The following is a 22881-nucleotide window of genomic DNA, read 5'->3' as shown; positions in this document are numbered from 1 at the left end:
TCCGCCAAGCGTGCACTCAGCACCGCATCCGAGGCAAGATCGCCGTCGTGTCAACCACACCAGACGCGAGAGAGCCGGCTTTGCGCTCATGGTCGTACAGGAGATTCTTGAAAGCCTGCGATCGGCAGGTGCTTCGCACGAACTCCACAAAGCTGCAGAGACCCTCCACAGCCACCGTATCCGGCTCACCCTCGATCAACACACGGGAGGTGTCCCCCCAGCGGCCTATGGTCGCCCACCACCGCATCACGGAGCGAAACAGCACTGAGATAACAGGATGAAACTCGTGATGTGCATAAGCACTTTTCCAGTCGCGCCCCTCTCCTTCCCGGTGCGAAAAGTATCGGCATGCCAGGAATATGCGCTCCCCAAGCTTGGACAGCTTGAAGCCAGGCTTCTTGGTACGCCATGCAGATGTCGCTATGACGGGCGGGTCATCGTTCGTCAGAATGCTGACGTACAGCCGTTCCAGCTGTGGCATGTAGTTCAACAAATGACGGTCATCGGCATCGCACGCAAATGCCTCTCCGCCCTCAACACGAACGCGCGGGTACTTTTCAGCAACAGAATTACGTGATTTTTCACATTGGATGATGTCGGAAATGGTTTTACCAAGGTAACCACCAGCAGCAGCATCAACAGCAAGACGTATTTGTGACAGCAGATCGCTCATAATTCACCCTTTCCAATAATATTATTCCGCGCCAAGACATACTCATCCACCCGCTAGATATTTAATTACTTTGATTAACTTATAACTTATTGCATTGTATCAATGATTTAACAATAACGATTAGTAACAATAATACAATAATTGGATAAATAACCGGAATTAATTAATCAAAAATCCATCCAATATATTCTTTCATTGAACAGCGCAACCCCATGTTGGCCTCGCAAATGCCGGTGCCATTGCATGTCTCCGATATTCAATCAGCCATGTCGAGATGGCGCAAAAAACTGCACTGTTCGGGCGGCCACTTCACGCTCGGCCAGCCACTGGAAGATCTCGTACGAGCGCCATCCAACAGCACGAGCACCCAGCTTGCGCTGCTTGGGGAACTTGCCTTTGGCGATGTACGCATAGATCGTTGAACGCCCCAAGCCGGTGATCTCGATCACCTCACGGATGCGGTAGATCTGGTAAGGCGCCTGAATGTGACAGGCAGCAACGTTGGGTTGTTTGTACATGACAATCGCTTCGTCGCACCGCGGTCACGCGGCAAGGAGGCGCACTCTGACAGCCTCGCTCGCTGCCTGCATTCTTTGCCGGGAAAGTTTCAACTTTCCGCCCCCGTTCACGCTGCCCATCATCGAACAACCCCATTGGGCAAGAGCCAGGAAATCTTGGGCGGCATCACCTCGCCACCGTATTGCTCGGCACCGAACCCTGCGAAACGCTACGGGGTAACTCGACACAGTCCAGTAGCGTCCACGCGATCAGACGGTGTGTATAAGCACACGGATGTACCTGCCCTCCGGCAGATCGGGAAAGTTCCAAACTATCCCGGGAATGTTGGCAACAGCTCAACTTCGGGTTCTATAAGACGGCTTCCTCAAACGCCGGAGCCAACCCTGTGTATTTCCAACACCCCCTGCTCTGTCCCATCGAGAAGCTCCCTCCCCTTTTTCGTGATGCAGTCGACGACATCAGTCAGCGTGCCGATGCCCCGCCCGAGGTGGTGGTCGCGGATGCATTTGCCGTCAGTAATACGTTCGTTCAGCGCCTCTACAAGGTCAGGGGCACTAACGGAGGCGTCATACCCACCACGCTGGACACGCTTTCTCTCGCCCCGACAGTCACCGGCAAGGGGGAGTCGTACCGGATGCTCTTCCAATTCCCTGAAACCCTGGAGGCTGACGATTCGAAGCAATCCTCTGAGGTTGGGAGCATTGACGACCTGCTGCTGCAAGACGTCTCCTTGAGCGCCTTGATGTCTGAGCTGGCGGGCTACGGAAAGAGTGCATCGATCCAGCTTGAGGATGGCTATTCATTCTTGGGCGGCCCCTTGATGAAGCGCGAAGTCATCAGCAAGTTGCCACAGCTGTGGAGCGGCCCACCAAGCTTGAAAATCGGTCGGCATCACGGCAACAAGGAGGCCATTGAACCTTGCTTGAGCATCGGGTTGCGAATCCAACCTAAGCTGTTCTACCCCTACCTAAAACGAGACAAGAGCGAAAGCCGACACCTTGGCTTGTGGTCGCGCTTCCTAGTCTTCTGCTTCGATCCGCAGCGCTTTCCTGTGACACCTTGGCTCCCCGGCACTAACCCAATGGCAAGCTATTTTCCGTTGATGGAACGCCTGAAAGCACTGTTGCCTAATGCAAACACACGACAGAGGACCGATGAACCTGCGCGCAAGGTGTTGGTGATGGATACACATGCCAATGCCCGACTGCGAGACATCAGTCATTGGATCAAGGGACAAATGCATGGCGAATTCCACGACATCCAAGACGCTGCCGGCCGTGCTGCTGAAAATACCTTGCGTCTGGCGAGCGTATTCCATGTCGTATGCGAGGGTGAGGGGCCCATCTCCAGCGAGATGATCGAGCGCGCCTGGGCATTCGTGGCCTGGTCGCTCACCCAGTTCCGCAATGTTTTCGTCCATGCGTTGCAACCACCGCCGAAACCGTTGAAGGTGCAGCCGATAAAGCCACCGAAGCCGTCCGCGCATCGGCAAAGGCTGAATGCCGACATGCAATTCACGCTGGAGTGCATCGCCACGCTCAGTCGTCACCACCCAAGCGGAAAGGTCCCCCAACGAGATGTCGCGCTGCTGACCGGGTTCAGCTTGATGCGCTTCTGCAGGACGCTGGGCTGGTTGATCACGGCCCACTTCGTCGGCGTTGAAGGTGGTGATGAAAACGCCACAGTTTTCTTTCTCGCACCGCAGCCCATCAGCATGCCCTACGGATCCATACAGCCTCCCTTGACACTGACCCACCTCTAAAGCAAAAAACAAGGCACCCAGTAGGGCGAGGCACCGAAGTGCCTCGCCCCATCCCTATGCCTCGTCGATGCGCGCAACCTTGGCTGCCAGCCGCTCACGCAGATTGCCATTCACCGCACCGCCGCGGTGGCCATTGGAAGCTTCGCCGGGTTCTGTTGACGAATAGAATTCCTCGACCACCACCAGTACGTCCTCTTCCAGTTCTTCGAACACCCCGTTCGCGAAGCCATCCTGTGCCGCCCCGTCCAGGGCGGCTTGGTCAAATCCACTCGCCCGCCGCCGCTCGTTCAGCTCCTTGGCCTGCGTGATGGCCTGCTCCAGCGTCAGACCGGTCCGCACCACGAGATCCACGTAGTAGATCGGCGTGCCGTAGCTCATCGTGGTGGACTTGCCTCGTAGCTTCAGTTCCAGCGGTAGGCAGGCAAGCAATCCGCCCGACACCGCACTGAAATACGCCAGCCGAGCCGCGAGTGTGCGGATGGTGTTGTACGACGTGGTGCGAAGCACGAAGCTGCCTAGCGCATCGTCCTCGCCCTCGCCGATCACCACGTTGAGACGGGCATAGGCCTTGCAGGCTTCCTTGGCGAACGTACAGGCATCCGGCCCCGGACACGGCAGACTGGCCACACCCTCCTTGCCCGTGCGCCGGCAGGTCTCGCCGTTGCCCACGCACACCGGTCGTCCCGTGGCACGATCGAACAATGAGTAGTCTGCCCGCAGGTTGAGGCTGGAATCGTTGAACAGCAGCCGCACCGGGATCGAGCGTAACTTGTGGCCTTCCGCTTCCTTGCGCAGCTTCTCGTCCAAGGGATGCAACAGCCAACCATCGCGCCCCTGTACCTGGCTGGTCAGGGTGAACTGGTCGTCCTTCTCGGGCAGGCGCTTGCCATTGCGCTCGACCACCCGGCCAATGGAAATCCGCCCGATCACGGGCGGCGTGATCATCAAGCCTTTCAGCATGTCGTTGTCCTCGCATCGTTGTCGGAAATCCGCGACAACACGAACCGGCGTGCGCCGGGGCGCGTCAGGGCATACATGGCCACGACATCCGGACACTCGGCCCTTAGTCGCTGGATATCGAGCGTGGTGCTGTCCTTGGCCCGCCTGAAGGTCACCTCGCCGTGGGCGAAGACTGCCTTGCTGGCGTCACCCATCGCCTGCTGGATCACCTGCTTGAGCGATTCGGCCTCGTCCTCCATCACTTCCAGTTCTTCCCTGAGCGTCGCCAGCGCATCGAAGGCACGTCCAAGGTCGTCGTCGTCCGTGAAGTCCACGCGGGTGTCGTTGCCCCGGTAGAGCTGCCGTAGGGCCTTGGCGGCCGAAGCGCTGCCGTCCGCCGGCGGCTCGATGTCCTTTTCAACGTAGTCCCAGAAGCGGGCTTCCAGTACGACCAGGCGGCTGATCACCTCGTCGTCCCGCTCGATGCGGTGGATCTCCAGTTGCTGGCCGCAGAGCAGCACCGCTACGTCCGCCGCTGATTTGCCGGTGACCGCCAGTTGGTGCTGAACCTGCAACTGGACATACTCGGGCACGCCGTCCTTCCACAGCCGCGCACCGAACTCGCCCGTGGTCTTGCACTCCAGCACCTGGACGCCGGGCACACCGACGATTTCCCGGTCGATGTTCGCCAGCATGTGGGGGAATACCGGATGCTGGAGCACGGCGTTGAGCTTGCGCACCTTGTACCCGGTGCGCTCCTGGTAGGCCGTGGCAACCATCGGCTCCAGCAAGGTGCCCCAGTAACGGGGATCGTCCTGGCCGGGTGGTTCCTCCGCCGGTGGCGTCCGGCCAGTCTTCTCCATCCAGAGTTCCAACTGGCTCTTGTACGGGCACAGGCCCACGGCGGCGGCGGCATCGGAACTGCCAATGCCCCCTTGCCGGACATCCAGCCATTGCTGGCGATCGAGGCGCTTGGTGTCCACCAGGCGCAAGGCTTGCTGCTTTTTCATGAGGATCGCTCCCGGGAAATAAAAAGCCCGGCACGAGGCCGGGCTGGAAGAGGTAGTACGCGATGCTGCTGCAGGCAGCGGCGCGGGCGTGGGGGTGGCGTCAGGCTGCTTCTCGTGCTGGCAGGGCTTCCTTGCCCATGTTGGTGCAGATGATCCAACGGGTAAGCAGACATCCGATGGCGAGTGCCGCCACCGCGATCACGACAACGGCGATGATGGCATTGCCGTTTCCCTTGTTGTTGCGGTTCTTCTTGTAGAACTTCTGCAGGCCATCCCAGACGCCAGGGATATCCTTGACCGCCGACGCCACGTTGTAGGCCATGGCCAGGCTGTTGTAGGCGGCCACGCCCATGCTGGCCAACGACTTCTCACGAAAGGCGATTCGCCAGCTCGACAGGGTGATGAGCAGCCCCGTGCCGATGATCGGAATGACGGTCAACAAATACACGAGCCCGGAGGCGGCAGCCTCGCTTTGCTCCGGAAGCAGGCCGATGGAACTTGCCAGCGAGACCAGCAGGAAGGCCGTGATCGACGTGAATCCCGCCGCCGCCTGGATGGCCGCACACCATGCCAGCAGCCACACCCAGCCGCCCAGCGACTGGGCCTCCAGCCACATTCGGCCAGCATTCCGGGCGTTCCACCACGAAATACCGGCGTTGACGATGATCAGTATCAGCGGGCCCATCCATCACCCGCCTTGATTGGACGGATGCTTGCCCTGGTCGCATGCCTGCTTCCATGCGTCGATCTGGTCCGGCGTGGCGATGACATCCCCTCCCTTGTAGGAAGACCTCAGCCAGTCATCCACGCAGAAGTTCAGTCCCGTCACTGGCGGAGGCGTTTGCAATGGGTTGGCATGGCCGGGGGTCGAAGCCGCCTGTGCATCCACTTCGGCCCTCGAAAGGACCTCGTCCGATGGCGCGTCCGGGAATTTCACGGGATCAAGAAGGTGATGGATCGTTGCTGACCGCAGATCGCTGAGATGGATGCGGGAGTAACTGACGTTGCAATAGTCGTTAAAAACGTACGTCACTCCCCCCGGCGTCTGCTGCCTCAGCATCGGCCCCAGGCACGACGGATCCGGCATGGACGAACCACGCACGTCCGCCGCATTGATGACGCGAATGGCCGCGTCGCCCGAAAGCGTGAAGCTTTGCCCGGAGGCCGGATCCGTCCGCACGATGGGCGCCATGACCTCGCCATTCGCCATGGCGAAGGCCAGGAGGACGTGCTGGTCCTTGTCGAGAATCTTCACTGGCCCGGACAGCACCCCGTCCTTCCAGGTCACCGTGGCACTGTCTCCCTGCGGAACGGCCATCAGATCGATAAGGCCCGGGCTGTGGGGGGTCGAGGCAAACTGATGCCCGGCGTGGCCCATGGCCTCCTTCCCGTGGAACGTCCACATGCCATCCTTCTGGCCGTTGCGGTAGCTGCCTTCCACCGCGACCCGCTTCAGGCTCGGATCCTGGGTGTCCAGTTGCTTGAAGTCGCCGTCCTTGACGCCGTCCTTGAACGTATAGATCGCCGCATCGTCCGGCACGAACAGCGTGCCGGTGAACTTGCCCTCGTCGCTCCACGTGCCTTCGGCCAGCTCATCCCCATTGCTGTAACGACGCACCTCCTTGCCACGTTTGTGGCCGTTGTCCACGTGCCATTCGTGGACAACATGCTTTCCGTCGTGGGAATAGACGGCCTGGTCACCCTGCAGCGCTCCGTCGCTCCAGTGGAAGTCGAAGGCCTTGCCGCCATCCTTGTCGTATTCGACGGCCTCGCCATCGAGGCGATCGTGATGAAGGTCAAACGACAAGGCCTTGCCCCCATCGCGCCGGAAGCACGCGACGTGGCCTTCGATGACACCTTTCTGGAAGGCGACATCGCAGTTGTCCATCGGCACGCGGACCATGTTCGCGTAGAGCGGTGCCGGGTCGTGAAGCGTGAGCACCACTTGCTCAGCCACGGTCGGTGGTTCATCAAAATGAACGATGCCCGTGAAGGGCTCGGTACTGCCGTGCTTGTAGGCGACGCCGTTGTCGTAGTCCAACTGGCTGGCGTTGATGCGAGATGCCCCGCAGCCACTCAACAGCGCCACAGTCATGAGCGCGGCGACACAGTACACAGGCTTCATTGAAATCCCCCTCGTGATGTTCGGTGAACGATCCCCCGGCGCTGCGACGCGGCGGAGATGATCGACGGTCATGGATGCCCGCCGGGCCAAAGGTCCGGCACGTGGTCCGACTTCAAGAATATCAAATCTACTGATATCAAATGTCGGCATATAAGAACTTGCGTTTTAGGTTCGCCCCGTCCAACCGAGGCGGATCGATGCCCAAGCCCAAGAAACAGCGACCCAAGGCGCTGCCCGCCCCGAAAAGCCTTCATCGCCCCGAATACACCGCCGTCCTCGATGGGCTGCGGGCACTGCGCGAGGAAGCAGACCTGTTGCAGGTGGAACTGGGCAAGAAGCTCCGTCGCTCCCAGTCCTACGTCTCCATGGCGGAACGGGGAGCCATCCGGCTCGATGCGCTGCAACTCCGCGACTGGTGCAACGCGTGCGGCACCACCCTGTCGGCCTTCGTCGCGACCCTCGAAGCCAAGTGGGACGACTGAGCGCATGGGGCGCGATTCATCGCCATCGGCTGACCGAGCCTGGATGCCACCCGCAAGCCGTGAGGCCGGGGCTCCACAGGCATTGCCATCCTTGGCGCGCGTGGCGTGGCGTACCCGCTACCCACTGGCCCGGTAGTAGATATCCCAACCCCGTTCCTGCAACTTCCCGGCCTGCCCCACGATGCGCAGGGTGGTGTCGATGTCACCTTCCGTCATCGGCTCATCGTCCTCGCTGATGAAGTGCTCGCCGGCACTCGCCGGATCGTCGTTCACCTCGCCGAGCTGTTCTTCCAGTGCGGCCAAGGTCTCCGGTGACACGTAAGCGGGCCGGCAGTCGTCGTGGCCTTCCTGCACGTGGTTCACGAACCACCGATGCAGGGGGGCGAACTTCTGCCAGTAACCCACCCGCACGGTCACGCTCGTGATCTCCATCAGGGTCGTATCGTTGTCGGGCTTCTCCGTGGGCGGCGTGTAGCCAATGGCCTTGCCGATGGCCTGACGAACGGGGTCAAGTGCCTTGTTATAGGGCGGCAGGTGGAGCTTCGCCTCCAAGTACATATCCAGTCCCATGGTGTACCTCCCTTCAGGCGACCAGCTTCATCACTTCGTCCCATGCCCGCTGCTTGATCTGGGCACCTTGCCCGAACCAGGCGGCATCGCGGCGGTGATCGTCGCTGCGTGCCCGGCGATGGAAGTCCACGAACTCGGTGATGCCGTTCAAGAGCCCCCAGGCCGTGCCGCGACTGGAAGCCATCAAGGCACCGCGCCCGCCGCCCTCGTACAAGGCCCGCACGTTGGCCACGGCCTGCTCGTTGACCACCGGCACCTTGCCGTCCTGCCCGGCGTAAGTCAGCACACGGCGCAGCAGTCCTTCCACCGAATCCGGATCGATCGGGCGATCCACCAGCGCCTTCATGCGCGCCACGAAGCCGTCCCAGGACGCCACCGTGATGCCGAGCTGGCGCTTCACCGCCTCCGGATCGAAGGCGCTGCGGTGCGGTACCTTGATGGCTCCACTGGCGTTGCCCAGGGCAATCTGCAGGGTGTTGTTGCATACGACACGGACACTGGTGAACTGCGCCGTGGTGGCCAGCGTGCCATCGCAGGCCGTGGCCAGCAGCAGGTAACCTTCCACCCGGTCGCGGCCTTTGAGATTGACGCCCTGCCCGGTGCGCGCCAGCGCCCAGAACTTGCGGCCCTCGCGGAGCACGCCGGCCGTTTCCAGTTCGAAGCCACCGATTTCGGTGAGGTCACGGTAGAACTCCAGGATCTCGCCCGGCTGGACGACCTGGAAACGCTTGGAGACCACGGCCAGCGGCGCCTTGGTGTCGGAGCGGTAGAGCACCTTCTGCTCAGCGAAGGTATTGATGACGCCAAGGTTGGTGTTGCCGGTGATGTAGCGGACGTCGGAGGCCTCGATCTGCCAATCCATGCCCGCGTTGGCCTTCCAGACCCCGATGGGTTGGTGTGGTGATAGCTTCTTGCCTAGGCCATGCCACGGCGTTTCGCCGGCATAGGCCATCGTTTCGACCAAGTGCATGTGGATTTCCTCTTGATGAGGCGGCATAAACGCCGAAGGCCCGGGGATGCCGGGCCTTCGGTGTCTGTCGCAGGGGTGGATGGATCAGTCAGGCTTCGTGAGGCAACCGCTGCAGCGGATGAAGCCCAACAGCAGGGTTGCCGTCACAATGAGGACGCAGGTCATGACGTCATGCTTCTCAGGGATCATGCGAGTCCATCCCAAGGGATGCTTCAGGGCGGAAACATCCAGACGCAAGACGGAACCTCCCGTCTCACGCGGGTAATGTAGGGCTCAAGGATTTTCCGATCGACAAGCCTTTCGCGCCGATCGTGCATATCAGTAGTCGAACACGGGGCCATTCGTCTGGATTCCCTGCCGCTTCGTGACGGGTGCCTCGCCTACGGCGCGGCGAGCCGCTAAAACGGCCCCTCGCTCCAGTCGTGGCTGGAAAATCAAACGAGACCGCGACTGGCCAGGCTGATGCAGGTTTCCCCGACCACGACGTGATCGAGCACCCGCACCTCCACCAGATCCAAGGCCTCTTTCAGTTCCCGGGTGATGGCCCGGTCGGACGCGCTGGGTTCTGCGACCCCGCTGGGATGGTTATGGGCCAGGATCACGGCGCTTGCGTTGTGGCTCAAGGCTGCCCGGACCACTTCTCGGGGGTAGATGTTGGCACCGTCGATCGTGCCGGTGAACAGTCGCTGGCAATCCAGGATGCGGTGCCGTTTGTCGAGCCATAGGGCATGAAACTCCTCATGGAGCAGGCCGCCCAGTCGCATGCGCAAAAAATCGAAGGCATCGGCTGGATTACGAATGGCACCGAGCCGCTGCAGCCGGACGCGAAGTATGTCTTCAGCAGCGGCAAGGATCGCCTGATCGTTCGTGGAACCGCTCGACCTCTTGAGCGGAGTCGATCGTGGTGTAGGCATCATGAACTCCTTGGCGAGGACGCCAGAAAGCCCTAGGCCCGGCATGTGCCGGGCCTAGGGCTGAGCGTGGGAAATGGAATGGGTGGGAAACCGAAGCTATCCCAACGGTACGGTAGCCGAGATTCGCACCGTTAAGAGGAAGGAGAGAAACTTCAGGTGTTCACGTACGGCTGGCTGAAGGCATGGCCACATTCGACACAGCGGTGCTTGTCCAGCACGTTTCCGTCGATCACGTCGCCGAAGGCCGCCCCCGCAGCACACCCCGCCGAACCGCTCATCAGTACGGCCAGCACACTTCCGGCAAGGCCACCCGCCACGATGCCCGCAGGACCGGCAACCGAGCCGAGCACGGCACCGATGTCGGCACCGGAAAGGACAAGGGCAATGCCGCTACCGACACCGGCTGCAGCCCCCACAGCGCCACCGATCTTCTTGCCGTAACTGCGGGTTTCGATACGGTCGGACTGGCAGCGTGGGCAAAGCAGTACCTGCGGGGGATCGATCTCCTCGCCCGCAGGTTCCGAGGACAAAGGTTCACTCATCACGACGCTCCCAAGAAAAAGGCACCTGCGCGACCACTCGCGCGGATGGAGCAAGGTATGCCTCAGCTCAAAGGAGGTGATATAGACTTGAAAGTCGTTGGAATGGAGCTATTCGTATCCAGCCATTGCCGGACATTGAGAATCACGGCTACGAACCACGGTTGCAGCGCCCGGGCGTATGCTTCCAGTAGGGGCTAGGCGCTGGACCTAGGAACAACCGGGGGTAAGTTCTGATGGGGAAACGTTCGGTCGGAGCCTGTGTATGGCTGGCCTTCGGAATGCTGGTGCTAGTCATCATGGGGCCCAAGGAGATCTGGATTGGGCTTGGGGTGATCGGCGCGATTGCCTTTACCGCTTATTTGGTCATCAAGTATTTGAGCCAAAAAGAGAAGCGCGACGCCTACCGGAACGAACCTACCCTGGCCGAGCTGATCGCCAAGAGCGAGCCTCAACAATCTCTTCATCGGCCCGAGCCCCGTCCCTCTGGTATGCATCGCATACCCCCTGAACGCCCGCCGGTAAAGCATCCTGGTCAGTCACCCGCATGGAACACAACGCGCCAAGCCACGATCGACGCGAATCGCGAGCGTGCGCAAGTCCTGCGCGACAGGTTTCCTCCGATTCCGCCGCGAACGAATGAGCAGATAAGCGCGCCAGCGTATCCCACCCCACCGACATCGCCTCCACCGCGCACGCCACAGAACAGTACTCCCCCAGCAGACACGCCTTCCCGTTCGCAGACGACCAAGCTTCCCGATCAGTCGGCTGAGTGGAACGCGATGCGCCAAACCGCGATCGATGCGATCCATGAGCGTGCGCAAGCCCTGCGCGACAGGTTTCCTCCGATTCCGCCACGAACGAATGAGATAAGCGCGCCAGTTGAACCTGCGGCCCCTCCCATCACGTTGCAGCCACCGGCCCCACCCCGAGTGAGCGAACGGGCAAGCACACCCCATTCGCCGCCAGCCCCGCCATCTTCCGCCAGCACGGCGGAGGCGCCCACGCTCAACCCCGAGCGCACCCCGAAGGACTTCACACGTGTGCTCCAAGGTTCACCTGAACCGGAACGCATGTACTCAGCAACAGGGATTACGAAACCTCCCTTGACCCACGCTCTACCCGCTGCGCCCGCCGGCTTCGGCGAGGGGCGCTGGATACCCCCTGGTGAAAGCATCGAAGTCGCCGGGGTGAACTTGCCAGGCGGGATGCTCTATGTCGGTGGGAGGCTGAAAGCACTCAATGGCAGCACTGACCCTTGCTTGATAAGCGGCCAATACAATGTGGCGCGCGTAGGCAACTACCGCGCACGACAGATGGGCTATTGGCCCAGCTACGCTGAGGCATCCCCAGAGGAACGGCGCGCTTACCTGAACTGGCTGTCGGAAGGTCGTTCACATCCCGACTGCGACATCGGATACGTATTTTTGTTCTTCTACGGACTCGAACGTCGCATCATCGCGGACTCGCGCGACGACCCCACAGCGCGAAATGACTGGCCAGCCATTATCATTGAGCTACGGCGACTGCTTGCGATCTATGGTGAAAAGTCGGGGTCGTTCAACCGCTACGTTGGTGAGCTTCTGGGTTGGATTGAGCTGGATGGAAAGTCCAGCCAGCTATACAAGCAGCCCATCCCTGATTTCCCGAAAACCTATGACCTGCCGCCATATCTTCGACTGGCCCTCGGCCAAGCTGCCGTCGATCACGCTCCGCTTCCCGTGCATATTGCGCTGGCTTGGCTCCGATTGAGTCCGGAATGCCACCTGCGCACCGCAGCCACTCGTTGTCCCAATGAGTTCGAGCGTCTGTTCGCTCAGCGCTATCACGAAGTTCTCGGCCCGGGGCTGGTGCTTCCAAAAAACCGCACCAAGCTCAAGTTCGTGTATCAGGCCGCCTCAGCAGGGCTACGCGGCGCGAATGTCACGATGTCGTTCGGGGATATCCCGGACGTCACTGCCTTGACCGCGCCTATCAGGAAGCTGATGGAGATTGCGAACCAGTGCACGGACGAACTTGGTTCTTACAGCCGCCTCGTCGGAAGGGAGCCGGGGGCAGCCGAAACGTTGGAAGGGCTATTGCTGTTGCCCGTCACCCTCTGGCCCGCTGCCACGCAAGCAAAGCTGCGGGCGTTGTCTGCACAGATGCGCGAAGGCCGGCTATCGTTGCCGCTGAAGGAACTCCTTGACGTATTGGGCAGCGCGAACCAAGCGGTCAATCGTGATCGCATACGGGGTCTGGCGCGGGCGCTTGAAGAGGCGGAGATTGGGCTGGAACCGAATGTCCTCGGTGGTGCCAGGGCGCCGGGTGAAAAGGACACAATCGTATTGTTCGCTCAACCGTTGATGGATTCAGGTGTTGGTTCGCGTACCGAGTATCAAACGGCCGCGTTGACGCTGCAGTTGGCCTCGGCCGTGGCCCAGGCCGATGGAGTCTTCGATGATCGGGAGGTCGCACATCTGCGAGCGGAAATTGAAGGATGGACGCACCTCACCCTTGCCGAGCGCCGCCGACTGCACGCGCATCTCCAATGGTTGAGAACCTCGCCAATGAACCTGACGAAGTTGAAAAAGAAGCTGGAGCCGTTGCCCACCGAGGCGCGAGAGACGCTCGCTGCCTTCATGGCAACGTTGGCCCAGGCCGATGGAGTCGTCTCGCCCGATGAAGTGAAGTTTCTGGAAAAGGTCTACAAGGCTCTCGACGTAGAACCCAGGCGCGTCTTCAGCGACATCCACAGGGCTGGTTCCGGTGGCACGCCTGTGTCCCCTGTTCAAACCGAGAAACAGGGCTTCCACCTGGATGCTGGGCGTATCGCGGCGTTGCAAGAAGACACGGTGCGGGTCTCGGCGCTGCTGTCGAAGATCTTTGCTGAGGAGACTGACAGTACGCCCGCGCCCGCGGCACCCGCTCCGGAACCGGAGCTCGTCGAAGGCGAAGTCAATGCGCCGCTGGGCCTGGACCAGGATCATTCCGCTCTGCTACGCCTGCTGCTTTCACGGCCCGAATGGACGCGTGCCGAGCTGGTGGATGCTGCTGCCGACTTGGATCTGATGCTCGACGGCGCGATGGAACAGATCAACGAGGCGGCTTTCGAGACATTCGACGAACCCCTGTTCGAAGGCGAGGACCCGATTTCAGTGAATACCCAACTACTTGAGAAGATCGAAGCATGAATGTTGCCATTCGCCCCAAGGATCGCGACGCCGTTATCCAATCCCTGCGTGCCGGCGTCGTGCCCCGCACCGGGCAACACCTGATCCAGGTTGCCCGAGGTCGCGAGATCGAAGCGATGGTCGCGGACATCGATCGCGTTGCTGACGGTGGTTCGTCATTCCGCTTCATAATCGGTGAATATGGTGCAGGCAAGACCTTCTTTCTCAATCTGATCCGCGCCATTGCCATGGAGCGCAAGCTCGTCGTGGCCAACGCCGACCTCAACCCCGATCGACGCCTACACGCATCCGGCGGGCAGGCACGGTCGCTATATGCCGAGCTCATGCGTAACTTAGCTACGCGAACCAAACCCGAAGGTGGCGCCTTGTCTGGCGTGGTCGAGAAGTTCATCGCCTCGGCCAAATCCGAAGCCAAAGCACAGAGCCTGTCCACCGAGCAAGTCATCCGGTCGAAGCTGGAACAGCTGACCGAGCTCGTCAACGGTTACGATTTTGCCGACGTCATCGCGGCTTACTGTCGCGGCGTCGATGAAGGAAACGAACAGCTGAAATCAGATGCAGTTCGCTGGTTGCGCGGGGAGTTCGCGACCCGGACCGATGCACGCGCTGCACTGGGCGTACGCACGATCGTCGACGATGCATCGATCTACGATCAGCTAAAACTCATGGCCAGGTTCATGCGCTTGGCCGGATACGCGGGGCTGTTCGTGTGTCTTGATGAAATGGTCAATCTCTACAAGCTTGCGAATGCACAAGCACGCAACTCCAACTACGAACAGATCCTGCGCATGCTCAACGACTCCTTGCAGGGCACAGCTGTTGGCCTCGGGTTCGTACTTGGTGGCACGCCGGAGTTCCTGATGCACACGAGTCGTGGGATTTACAGCTACTCGGCACTCCAAAGTCGGCTTGCCCAGAATACCTTCGCGACCAATGAGCTTGTCGATTTCTCGGGTCCTGTGCTGAGCCTTTCGAGCTTGACGGTGGAAGACTTCTACCTGCTTCTTGGGAAGATCCGTCATGTATACGCCGCCGGGGACACCACCCGGTATCTGCTTCCCGATCCAGCGATCGCGAGCTTCATGGAACACTGCGCCAATCGCATCGGCGACAGCTTCTTCCGCACGCCACGCACCACGATCACATCCTTCATCAATCTCTTAGCCATCCTGGAACAAAACCCTGGCACCGATTGGAAAAGCCTGATCGGCGAGATTAGGGTGGAAGCTGATGAAGGCGGCAAGAGTGATGTGACTGTGGATCCAGAAGACGAGCTGGCTTCCTTCAAACTCTGATGGCAGCGTCCCAGGCCTTCCTGCAACTGGATCCTCGGATACAACGCTATCTGTGGGCCGAGGGTTGGGGTGCACTGCGCGACGTGCAAGAACAGGCCATTCCGCTGATCCTGCCGGGCAACCAAGATGTCCTCGTGGCAGCCAGCACAGCCTCGGGGAAAACCGAGGCCGCTTTCCTGCCTGCCTTGACCCATTTGCTCGGCCAGCCAGACGAGGGCTTGATCGTCTACATCAGCCCGCTGAAAGCACTGATCAACGACCAGTTTGGACGCCTAGATCGCCTCTGCGAGAACTTAGGCATACCCGTCTGGCCATGGCACGGCGATGTCACCTCGACTTCCAAGCGGAAGTTCATGCAAAAACCAACTGGCGTGCTCCTGATCACGCCGGAGTCCTTGGAGGCTACGTTGTGCAACCGCGGTACCAGTATTGCCGCCCTGTTCAAGCGGATGACCTTCTTCGTCATCGATGAGCTTCACGCATTCATCGGCACCGAACGCGGGAAGCAATTGCAGGCGCTGATGCATCGCATCGAGATCGTACTGGGCCGCACAGTGCCTCGCATTGGTCTCTCCGCCACGCTGGGTGACATGGGCTTGGCGGCCCGGTTTCTGCGCTCCAGCTGCCCCGTGGCAATAGTCGATGCGACATCGACGGGGAGCCAGTTGCTGATCCTGGTCAAGGGATTTGAAGAACACCCGACCACGGGCGAAACGAGCAACAAAAGCAAGCTGGAAGCGGAGCGCGCCCCGTTGGCGATCGCCCAGCACATGTTCAAAATCTTGCGTGGCTCCAATAATCTTGTTTTCCCGAACAGCCGTCGGGAGGTTGAGCGGTATACGCACCTTTTAAATGGGCTGTGTGAGCAGGCCCAAGTCCCCAAGGAGTTTTGGCCACATCACGGCAACCTTTCGAAGGAAATTCGCTACGAAACCGAGGCGGCGCTGAAGCAGCGCGAGCGTTCGGCCACCGCCGTATGCACCAGCACGTTGGAGCTGGGCATCGATATCGGTGCGGTCAAAAGCGTAGCGCAGATCGGCACGCCGCCGTCCGTTGCAAGCCTCCGGCAACGACTGGGGCGTTCTGGCCGGCGCGAGGGTGAACCCGCCATTCTGCGCGGCTATGTCATCGAAGACGCCTTGGACGAGAGGGCCAGCCTGGAAACGCGGCTTCGATTGGATACGGTGCAGACTGCTGCCGCTATCTCGCTTTTACTGGAAAACTGGTTCGAGCCGCCTGCCGTCCATGGAGAGCACTACTCCACGCTCGTGCAGCAGCTCCTGTCTTCCATAGCGCAATATGGTGGCCTCCAAGCGGCTCATGCGTTCCGCCTTCTTTGCACTCCGCCCGGCCCGTTCGAGCGAGTATCCAAAGACGCCTTCGCCGAACTGCTGCGGACCCTGGGACAGAAGGAAATCCTGACACAGGATCACGCAGGCCTGCTGCTTCACGGCCGCGTTGGCGACAAGATCGTCAATCACTATTCCTTCTACGCGGCATTCACCAGCGACGAGGAGTTCCGCATTGTTTCCGGTGGCAAGGCATTGGGAACGCTACCTGTTTCGCAAATAATGACGCCCGGCCAGCGCATTCTGTTTGGGGGGCGTACTTGGCTCATAGAAGCCATCGATGAAGAACACAAGACGATCCATGTAGCATCCGCCAAGGGCGGCACTCCCCCGCTGTTCGACGGCAGTGGTGGGCGTGTACACACCCGAGTGCGACAGCGCATGCGCGATATATATGTTGCTCAAGACGCGCTGCCTTTCTTGGACACTACGGCGCAGCGTTTCTTGGGGGAAGGCCGCAAGACGTTCGCCACACTGGCCTTGGCTGATCGTTTGTTGCTGGATCACGGAAGTCAAGCGATCCTGTTGACTTGGCTGGGCGACGCGACCAATGAGGCCATCGCTTGCCTGTTGATGTCACATGGCATCCAGGCATTCACAGGCCGGTTGGGAGTCGAGATCCATCGTGCTGGGCATAGCCTCCAAGAGATCAAAAACTTACTGGCGGACATCGCTTCGCGACCAGTTGCACCTGTGGATGAACTGCTCACGAAAGCAGGCAATCTCGTCCACCAAAAGTGGGATGGGTTGCTATCACCACATCTCTTGCGGCAAAGCTATGCCAGCTCCAACTTGGAGCTTGATGAGGCACTGGACTGGCTTCAAGCGACATTTAAATCGCGATCATATCAAGTCAGTAGCGACACCTAGGCTCACCAGCCTACCAAGCTCCTGTAACCCTAGGAAAAGTCCGAACCACGGCCGAGCCGGTCAAGGCGGTGAAGCGATCACAGGTGCATATAGCGTTGCTATACGAATGACTATAGCGATGTTATAGTCGGGACATGGATGCCCGCACCGCCTTGCTCGCTGCCGCGCTGAAGGTTCTCGAAGACGAAGGCGAGGCCCATTTCTCGACGCGCGCTGTCTGTGCCTTGGCCAATGTCACGGCTCCCACGCTCTACCACCACTACGGCAGTGCTGACGGGCTGTTGAGCACTGCGTTGGCTGAGGCGTTTTCCCAGTTTCTCGCCAGCAAGAACGCGGCGGTGAAATCCAGTGACCCCATCACAGCCTTGCGTGAGGGATGGGACGACTACGTGCGCTTTGCGGCGGCGCGGCCTCGACTCTATGCGGCAATGATGAGTCGTGTCCTCCTGGGAGCACAGATAACGGCAGCCCAGCAAGCCTTCGCACTTCTGATGGAGCACATGGCGGCCATCGAGGCCCAGGGCCTGCTCGCACTCACGGCCGAGGCGGCCGCCGATCTGATGTGGGCATCGGCAAATGCTGCATCGCAGCTCTACGTTACCGCTCAACTTCGCAATACCGGAGCGCCCACTACAGCCGTTCTTGAGAGCATTCGCGAGAACGCTCTGCGCACCATTCTGATACCCGAGTCGAAGAGCTAATCGTCATGCGCATTCTCGTTACCGGAGGAACTGGCTTTCTCGGCGGGCGCCTGATCCCACAACTTGCGCGAGAGGGTCATCAGATGTTCGCTCTTGCGCGTTCGTCAGCGTCCCACGCAACACTTCGGGCAATGGGCGCGTCTCCTGTCGACGGCGATTTGGATAGCACGTCGCCACTATCGCTGCCAGCGATCAATGCCGTCGTGCATGCGGCCGCCATGTTCCGGTTTTCCGGGCCGCGCAAACCTTTCTTCCGTACCAATGTGGATGGCACCCGCAGGCTTCTCGTATCGGCTCAGAATGCGGGGGCGAGGGTTTTCGTTCACATCAGTGCGGCCGGCGTCGTCATGGACAATGCCGGTACACCTGTCTGCGATGCCGATGAACGCGCACCGACATTCCCAAACCACTTCTCAGGTTACCTGGCGAGCAAGGCATGGGCAGAATCGATTGTTCTGGCGGCCAATAAGCCGGGCTTCCGTACTCTCGCCCTTCGCCCGCCGGCACTCTGGGGGCCCGGCGATCCGTTCAGCCGGGCGCTACCCCAGGCTATCAACTCTGGGCAGTTCGCTTTCATCAACCGCGGCGACTATGCCTTTGACACCTGCAACATCGACAATGTCGTCGAAGCGGTTCACTGTGCCTTGGAGCGTGGTGAGGGTGGTCGTGCCCTGTTCATCACCGATCAAGAGAAGCTGACATTTCGTCAGTTCATCGCTTCGCTCGCCAGCGTCCAGGGCTTGTCCATCGAGAAACTGCGTTCGATGCCCTACGGGATTGCATCGATGCTGGGGCGGTTGATGGACACCATCTGGGCCATAACGCGTAGAAACGGGGACCCGCCCATTTCCCGCTCCATGATGCGCATGATCGGAAGGAGATTTAGCGTCAGCGATGCCTCCGCACGACGTGAGTTGGGCTATGTTGGAAGGACTTCGCGCGCCATGGGTTTGCGCAGTTATGGATAGCTATATCGCCGGAATGGAAACAAAAGAAAAATGAAGCCGCCAAAAGGCGGCTTCACAGGCTCAGGGGGATGAGCTCGGCCCAACGCATCGGAGAGGAACCCTCTGACTTCTTGGGCAGGCTCAGCATGCCGGACTGAACTAGGTGCAGACTATCAGCGTACTTCGCGAAGTAGTGTAGGAAAACACTGATGACCTTGAAGCGCTAGGCATGGCCTCATCAATCGCCGCTGGTCACTTTCCGCGTGTGATCGAGCCAGGCACGAACAAAAATCGTAAGTGCCTCGACCTTATCTTCGGCTCGCATGCCCAGTTGCTGACGCTAGCGGAAGTCTATGCAAGCACGGACAGACTCCACCCAAGGTCCGACATATCAGAAATCTTTGCGCAACCATGGCTTGGAGCGTGCCGACAATTTTTCCCTTGCAGCATATCCAGCCGCTTCTAGTAGACGCCATCGGCAGATGCACCATGCTACGGGGGAAGTCCAGGTCTTGGCATCCAAGGTGTAGTCACTGCGGCATGCTGGGGGTAACTTTGGGGGTAACTTGAACGCCTGATTTCATAGAGTCGTTACAGCACAACACGTGCGGTGGATTGTTGGATAGACGCCACCCCAACCCGATCCCCAGTTGATTGAATCAACTGGGGATTTTTTATGCCTGCTCTTCAGGCGAGCTCCCCTGGCAGATACCCCCTGCCATCAGTCATGCCAGAAAACGCGTTTCTCCGATTGACGTCGTAAATCCTAGTGTTATAGTTCACTACAACACCGGTAGACGAGATCACCAAGGAGAATCGTCATGAACAGCCAGTTGACCCACAGCAACAATCCGTCCATCCCGCTGGACGACGCGTTTGTATCCGCCCCGATCAATGCCACGCCACTGGTCTCCCTGATCGCGGCCGTGCTCATCACCGGCTTCGGCCTGTTCGCGCTGAGCCACGGCGCCAGCAACATGGCCCCCAGCCAGATCGATGGCATCAAGGTGACCAACCTGGCCCCGGTCGAAGTGCGCCCCAGCGCCGACGAAATGCGCGCAGCCCTGTTGTCCGTGGATGCCAGGACTGGCGCCGCGATCATGGCCCTGCCGCACACGGTCGAGGCTGGCGCCGGCATGCTCGGAGCGCAGTTGGCGATGCCCTACTATTCCTTTGGCAACACGAACAACAGCACCGCCAGCATCAAGGAATAACCCATGACCATCACCTGGAACGACAGCGTCCCGATCTATCGCCAACTACGCGAACGCGTGGTGGCGATGATCCTGGACGGCGCCTTGAACGAGGGCGACCCGCTGCCGTCGGTACGCCAGGTGGCCGCGGATTTCCAGATCAATCCGCTCACCGTATCGAAGGCATACCAGGAACTGGTCGACGACCAATTGGTGGAAAAACGGAGGGGATTGGGCATGTTTGTCATCGATGGCGCCCGCGAGGCGCTGCTGAAATCCGAGCGGGAGCGGTTCCTGCGCGAGGAGTGGCCAGTGTTGTACGCCCGGCTGCAACGACTGGGACTGGACCTGAAAACGCTGATGCGCGAAGCCGACAAGGCGGCAGAGGACAAGTCATGAGCACCGTGATTACCGCCAATGGATTGAGCAAGCGCTACAAGGCCTCGCTGGCGCTGGACAATGCCAGCTTCCGCATCGAATCCGGCCGCATCGTGGGCTTGATCGGTCCCAACGGCGCCGGCAAGACCACCGCACTGAAGGCCATTCTCGGCCTGACCGATTTCCAGGGCGAACTGGACGTGCTCGGCCTTGATCCGCGCAAACAACGCGGCCGGCTGATGGAGCAGGTCTGCTTCATTGCCGACGTCGCCGTGCTGCCGCGCTGGATCCGCGTGCGCGAAGCCGTGGATTTCGTCGCCAACATCCACCCGCGCTTCAACCGCGCCAAGTGCGAGGCCTTCCTGGCACGCACCAAGCTGCAACCGAATCAGCGCGTGCGGCAAATGTCCAAGGGCATGATCGTGCAGCTGCATCTGGCATTGGTGATGGCCATCGACGCCCGTCTGCTGGTGCTGGACGAGCCCACGCTCGGACTGGACATTCTCTACCGCAAGCAGTTCTACCAGAGCTTGCTGGAAGACTACTTCGACGAAGACAAGACCATCATCGTCACCACCCACCAAGTGGAAGAAGTCGAACACATCCTCACCGACCTGATGTTCATTCGCGACGGCAAGATCGTGCTGGACGCGGACATGGAAGCGATCGGCGAGCGCTTTATCGAAGTGATGGTCGGCGCCGATCACGCGGCCGCAGCACGCGCCTTGAAGCCGCTGGACGAGCGCCAGGTGTTCGGCAAGAGCATTTTTCTGTTCGACGGCGCGGATCGCGCCATGCTGGAGGCGCTGGGCGAAATTCGCCGGCCTTCCGTCAGCGATCTGTTCGTCGCCACCATGAAGGGAACCTACGCATGAAAACCTTCTATTGGCTCGTGAAGCGGGAGTTCTGGGAACACCGCGGCGGCTTTCTCTGGACCCCGGTCATCGTTGGCGGCATCTTCCTGTTGCTGAACCTGATGGGGATCGCTGTCGGCGAAGCATTCGGTGCCCATCACGGCATGACCATGTCCGGCAACAACATGCATTTGTTCAACCAGGCCATGACCGATGGCGACACGGACAAGATCGGTTTCGGGCTGGACATGATGATGTTCTCGACCAGCATCATCATCAGCATCGTGCTCGGCTTTGTGCTGTTCTTCTACTGCCTGGGCGCGCTGTATGACGACCGCAAGGACCGCAGCCTGCTGTTCTGGAAGTCACTGCCGATCTCGGATACGGCCACGGTCCTGTCGAAGGTGTTTTCGGCGGCCGTGCTGGCTCCGGTGATTGCCGTGATCTGCGGCGTGCTGACCGGCCTGCTGATGCTGCTGATGTACGTGATCACGCTGTCATTCCATGGCGTGAGCGCCTGGCGCCTGCTGACACTGGCGCATCCGTTCCAGGTCATCGCCGATCTGGTCGGTTCGATCCCGCTGTACGTCCTGTGGGCGCTTCCCACGCTGGGCTGGCTGCTGTTGTGTTCGGCATGGGCGCGCAGCAAGCCGTTCCTGTGGGCTGTGGCACTTCCCGTGGGTGTGGGTGTCGTGATCGGCTGGTTCAACCTGCTCGGCTCGATCAGCGTGAACAATCTCTGGTACTGGAAAAACGTCTGCGGCCGTGTGCTGCTGAGCATTTTCCCCGGGGGCTGGCTGGGGCAGAACCACATGATGCAACTGAGCAACGGCGGCGTGGCGCATGCACTGGATTTCCTCCATGTCGCTCATGCCTACCAAGTGCTGGGTACCCCCTCCATCTGGATCGAAGCCGCCGTTGGCGCAGCGATGATCGCCGGAGCCATCTGGCTGCGCCGCTGGCGCGACGACAACTGAATCATCACCCTGCTCCGACCCGCTTACAGGAGTTACACCATGAAACTGCATCACCTTGCCGGCGTGCTGCTTCTACCCGCTCTGCTGGCGGGCTGCGGCTCCAGCAACCATGACTTCACCACCGTGCGACAGGGTGAGGTCAGCATCAACTTCGAGGATGGCGCGGTCCTGCTGCATGCCAACGATCAGCCCAAGGCAAAGATTGCCGCCAACGGCGGTTTCAGCATCGCTGGCAAACCTGTCACGCTGACCGAGCCCCAGCGTGAGCTGTTCAAGCAGTACTACGGCGACGCCGTCAGTATCCGCGACGAAGGTATCGCCACCGGCAAGGCCGGCGCGGCCATGGCCGGTCACGCCATCGGCGACGTGGTGTCCGGGCTGATACATGGCAATCCGGACCAAATTGGCCCCACCATCAAGGCCCGGGCCGGCAAGGTCACCGCACAGGCAACGCAGATATGCCTCGCGTTTGGTGACCTGCGCACTGCCCAGGATGCCATCAGCAGTCAGGTCGAGGCGTTCCGTCCCTACGCCACGATTACGGCCGACAATGTCCAGGACTGCCTGAAGGAAACCAGCAAGGCGACCGACTCGATCACCGCACATTGAGACCAACCAGCGGGCGCCTGACAAATGGGCGC

22 protein-coding genes are annotated in these 22881 nt (G+C 60.2%); 12 read left to right on the top strand and 10 right to left on the bottom strand.

What is annotated here, in order from left to right; translation table 11 throughout:
- Positions 1-16: 16 nt before the first annotated feature.
- Positions 17-673: a hypothetical protein gene (locus AB7849_RS18710; RefSeq protein ID WP_369501513.1), complete on the bottom strand. Its 657-nt coding sequence runs from the start codon at positions 671-673 to the stop codon at positions 17-19.
- A 260-nt stretch (positions 674-933) separates the two neighbouring features.
- Complete coding sequence (locus tag AB7849_RS18705; protein ID WP_008210177.1) at positions 934-1191, bottom strand: helix-turn-helix transcriptional regulator; 258 nt, start codon at positions 1189-1191, stop codon at positions 934-936.
- A gap of 386 nt (positions 1192-1577) precedes the next feature.
- Here AB7849_RS18705 and AB7849_RS18700 point away from each other — a divergent pair, with 386 nt between their 5' ends.
- Entirely contained in the window at positions 1578-2954 is a 1377-nt protein-coding gene (locus tag AB7849_RS18700) for a DUF3987 domain-containing protein (protein WP_008210178.1), read from the top strand.
- Between the two features lie 54 nt (positions 2955-3008).
- On the opposite strand, the gene AB7849_RS18695 is transcribed toward AB7849_RS18700, so the two are convergent.
- From AB7849_RS18695 to AB7849_RS18680, 4 genes are all read right to left on the bottom strand, one after another.
- A complete protein-coding gene (locus AB7849_RS18695; RefSeq protein ID WP_008210179.1) occupies positions 3009-3914 on the bottom strand; it encodes a recombination directionality factor in 906 nt (301 codons plus the stop codon).
- Positions 3908-4903 carry a YqaJ viral recombinase family protein gene (locus AB7849_RS18690; RefSeq protein ID WP_008210180.1) on the bottom strand — a complete coding sequence of 332 codons (996 nt, stop codon included), beginning with the start codon at positions 4901-4903 and terminating at the stop codon, positions 3908-3910. The genes AB7849_RS18695 and AB7849_RS18690 overlap by 7 nt, the downstream gene beginning before the upstream one ends.
- A gap of 100 nt (positions 4904-5003) precedes the next feature.
- Positions 5004-5486, bottom strand: a complete 483-nt coding sequence (locus AB7849_RS18685; protein ID WP_369501512.1) for a hypothetical protein — start codon at positions 5484-5486, stop codon at positions 5004-5006.
- A gap of 105 nt (positions 5487-5591) precedes the next feature.
- Positions 5592-7100 (bottom strand): toxin-antitoxin system YwqK family antitoxin, encoded by a 1509-nt coding sequence (locus AB7849_RS18680; RefSeq protein WP_369501511.1) that lies wholly within the window; start codon positions 7098-7100, stop codon positions 5592-5594.
- 125 nt (positions 7101-7225) lie between these two features.
- On the opposite strand from AB7849_RS18680, the gene AB7849_RS18675 reads away from it, so the two are divergent.
- Positions 7226-7510, top strand: coding sequence for a helix-turn-helix domain-containing protein (locus AB7849_RS18675; protein ID WP_008210184.1), 285 nt, complete (start codon positions 7226-7228; stop codon positions 7508-7510).
- Positions 7511-7627: 117 nt separating this feature from the next.
- Here AB7849_RS18675 and AB7849_RS18670 read toward each other — a convergent pair whose 3' ends face one another.
- The 4 genes from AB7849_RS18670 to AB7849_RS18655 form a co-directional block, all read right to left on the bottom strand.
- Entirely contained in the window at positions 7628-8080 is a 453-nt protein-coding gene (locus AB7849_RS18670) for a hypothetical protein (protein WP_008210186.1), read from the bottom strand.
- Between the two features lie 13 nt (positions 8081-8093).
- Positions 8094-9050, bottom strand: coding sequence for a DUF932 domain-containing protein (locus AB7849_RS18665; RefSeq protein ID WP_369501510.1), 957 nt, complete (start codon positions 9048-9050; stop codon positions 8094-8096).
- 434 nt (positions 9051-9484) lie between these two features.
- Positions 9485-9964, bottom strand: a complete 480-nt coding sequence (locus AB7849_RS18660) for a JAB domain-containing protein (protein WP_037099233.1) — start codon at positions 9962-9964, stop codon at positions 9485-9487.
- A gap of 152 nt (positions 9965-10116) precedes the next feature.
- The gene (locus AB7849_RS18655; protein ID WP_008210189.1) at positions 10117-10506 is read right to left on the bottom strand and encodes a hypothetical protein; all 390 of its coding nucleotides are present in this window, start codon (positions 10504-10506) and stop codon (positions 10117-10119) included.
- Positions 10507-10739: 233 nt separating this feature from the next.
- Between AB7849_RS18655 and AB7849_RS18650 the strand changes: the two genes are divergently transcribed.
- From AB7849_RS18650 to AB7849_RS18605, 10 genes are all read left to right on the top strand, one after another.
- Positions 10740-13676, top strand: coding sequence for a TerB N-terminal domain-containing protein (locus AB7849_RS18650; RefSeq protein ID WP_037099219.1), 2937 nt, complete (start codon positions 10740-10742; stop codon positions 13674-13676).
- Entirely contained in the window at positions 13673-14971 is a 1299-nt protein-coding gene (locus AB7849_RS18645; protein ID WP_008210193.1) for an ATP-binding protein, read from the top strand. Before AB7849_RS18650 ends, AB7849_RS18645 begins: the two co-directional genes overlap by 4 nt.
- Positions 14971-17190, top strand: a complete 2220-nt coding sequence (locus AB7849_RS18640) for a DEAD/DEAH box helicase (RefSeq protein WP_008210195.1) — start codon at positions 14971-14973, stop codon at positions 17188-17190. The genes AB7849_RS18645 and AB7849_RS18640 overlap by 1 nt, the downstream gene beginning before the upstream one ends.
- A gap of 134 nt (positions 17191-17324) precedes the next feature.
- Positions 17325-17891, top strand: a complete 567-nt coding sequence (locus tag AB7849_RS18635; protein WP_008210196.1) for a TetR/AcrR family transcriptional regulator — start codon at positions 17325-17327, stop codon at positions 17889-17891.
- A 5-nt stretch (positions 17892-17896) separates the two neighbouring features.
- Positions 17897-18859 (top strand): NAD-dependent epimerase/dehydratase family protein, encoded by a 963-nt coding sequence (locus AB7849_RS18630; protein WP_037099223.1) that lies wholly within the window; start codon positions 17897-17899, stop codon positions 18857-18859.
- Positions 18860-19659: 800 nt separating this feature from the next.
- Positions 19660-20052: a hypothetical protein gene (locus AB7849_RS18625; RefSeq protein ID WP_008210201.1), complete on the top strand. Its 393-nt coding sequence runs from the start codon at positions 19660-19662 to the stop codon at positions 20050-20052.
- A 3-nt stretch (positions 20053-20055) separates the two neighbouring features.
- Positions 20056-20430: a GntR family transcriptional regulator gene (locus tag AB7849_RS18620; protein WP_008210203.1), complete on the top strand. Its 375-nt coding sequence runs from the start codon at positions 20056-20058 to the stop codon at positions 20428-20430.
- Positions 20427-21284: an ABC transporter ATP-binding protein gene (locus tag AB7849_RS18615; protein WP_008210205.1), complete on the top strand. Its 858-nt coding sequence runs from the start codon at positions 20427-20429 to the stop codon at positions 21282-21284. Before AB7849_RS18620 ends, AB7849_RS18615 begins: the two co-directional genes overlap by 4 nt.
- Complete coding sequence (locus AB7849_RS18610) at positions 21281-22240, top strand: ABC-2 transporter permease (RefSeq protein ID WP_008210208.1); 960 nt, start codon at positions 21281-21283, stop codon at positions 22238-22240. The genes AB7849_RS18615 and AB7849_RS18610 overlap by 4 nt, the downstream gene beginning before the upstream one ends.
- Positions 22241-22279: 39 nt before the next feature.
- Positions 22280-22849, top strand: a complete 570-nt coding sequence (locus AB7849_RS18605; RefSeq protein WP_008210210.1) for a lipoprotein — start codon at positions 22280-22282, stop codon at positions 22847-22849.
- Positions 22850-22881: the final 32 nt, after the last annotated feature.

This window comes from Rhodanobacter sp. FW021-MT20 (assembly GCF_041107475.1).
Taxonomy (GTDB): Bacteria; Pseudomonadota; Gammaproteobacteria; order Xanthomonadales; family Rhodanobacteraceae; genus Rhodanobacter_A; species Rhodanobacter_A glycinis.
The sequence above is the reverse complement of the archived record's forward strand: the minus strand, read 5'-3'. Positions and strand labels throughout refer to the sequence as shown.

Coding starts and splice junctions, on each gene's coding strand:
- AB7849_RS18705 (WP_008210177.1), bottom strand. CDS start 1,191: ATGTACAAACAACCCAACGTTGCTGCCTGTCACATTCAGGCGCCTTAC.
- AB7849_RS18625 (WP_008210201.1), top strand. CDS start 19,660: ATGAACAGCCAGTTGACCCACAGCAACAATCCGTCCATCCCGCTGGAC.
- AB7849_RS18680 (WP_369501511.1), bottom strand. CDS start 7,100: ATGACCGTCGATCATCTCCGCCGCGTCGCAGCGCCGGGGGATCGTTCA.
- AB7849_RS18650 (WP_037099219.1), top strand. CDS start 10,740: ATGGGGAAACGTTCGGTCGGAGCCTGTGTATGGCTGGCCTTCGGAATG.
- AB7849_RS18665 (WP_369501510.1), bottom strand. CDS start 9,050: ATGCACTTGGTCGAAACGATGGCCTATGCCGGCGAAACGCCGTGGCAT.
- AB7849_RS18695 (WP_008210179.1), bottom strand. CDS start 3,914: ATGCTGAAAGGCTTGATGATCACGCCGCCCGTGATCGGGCGGATTTCC.
- AB7849_RS18710 (WP_369501513.1), bottom strand. CDS start 673: ATGAGCGATCTGCTGTCACAAATACGTCTTGCTGTTGATGCTGCTGCT.
- AB7849_RS18605 (WP_008210210.1), top strand. CDS start 22,280: ATGAAACTGCATCACCTTGCCGGCGTGCTGCTTCTACCCGCTCTGCTG.
- AB7849_RS18660 (WP_037099233.1), bottom strand. CDS start 9,964: ATGCCTACACCACGATCGACTCCGCTCAAGAGGTCGAGCGGTTCCACG.
- AB7849_RS18645 (WP_008210193.1), top strand. CDS start 13,673: ATGAATGTTGCCATTCGCCCCAAGGATCGCGACGCCGTTATCCAATCC.
- AB7849_RS18635 (WP_008210196.1), top strand. CDS start 17,325: ATGGATGCCCGCACCGCCTTGCTCGCTGCCGCGCTGAAGGTTCTCGAA.
- AB7849_RS18670 (WP_008210186.1), bottom strand. CDS start 8,080: ATGGGACTGGATATGTACTTGGAGGCGAAGCTCCACCTGCCGCCCTAT.
- AB7849_RS18620 (WP_008210203.1), top strand. CDS start 20,056: ATGACCATCACCTGGAACGACAGCGTCCCGATCTATCGCCAACTACGC.
- AB7849_RS18630 (WP_037099223.1), top strand. CDS start 17,897: ATGCGCATTCTCGTTACCGGAGGAACTGGCTTTCTCGGCGGGCGCCTG.
- AB7849_RS18610 (WP_008210208.1), top strand. CDS start 21,281: ATGAAAACCTTCTATTGGCTCGTGAAGCGGGAGTTCTGGGAACACCGC.
- AB7849_RS18675 (WP_008210184.1), top strand. CDS start 7,226: ATGCCCAAGCCCAAGAAACAGCGACCCAAGGCGCTGCCCGCCCCGAAA.
- AB7849_RS18655 (WP_008210189.1), bottom strand. CDS start 10,506: ATGAGTGAACCTTTGTCCTCGGAACCTGCGGGCGAGGAGATCGATCCC.
- AB7849_RS18615 (WP_008210205.1), top strand. CDS start 20,427: ATGAGCACCGTGATTACCGCCAATGGATTGAGCAAGCGCTACAAGGCC.
- AB7849_RS18640 (WP_008210195.1), top strand. CDS start 14,971: ATGGCAGCGTCCCAGGCCTTCCTGCAACTGGATCCTCGGATACAACGC.
- AB7849_RS18690 (WP_008210180.1), bottom strand. CDS start 4,903: ATGAAAAAGCAGCAAGCCTTGCGCCTGGTGGACACCAAGCGCCTCGAT.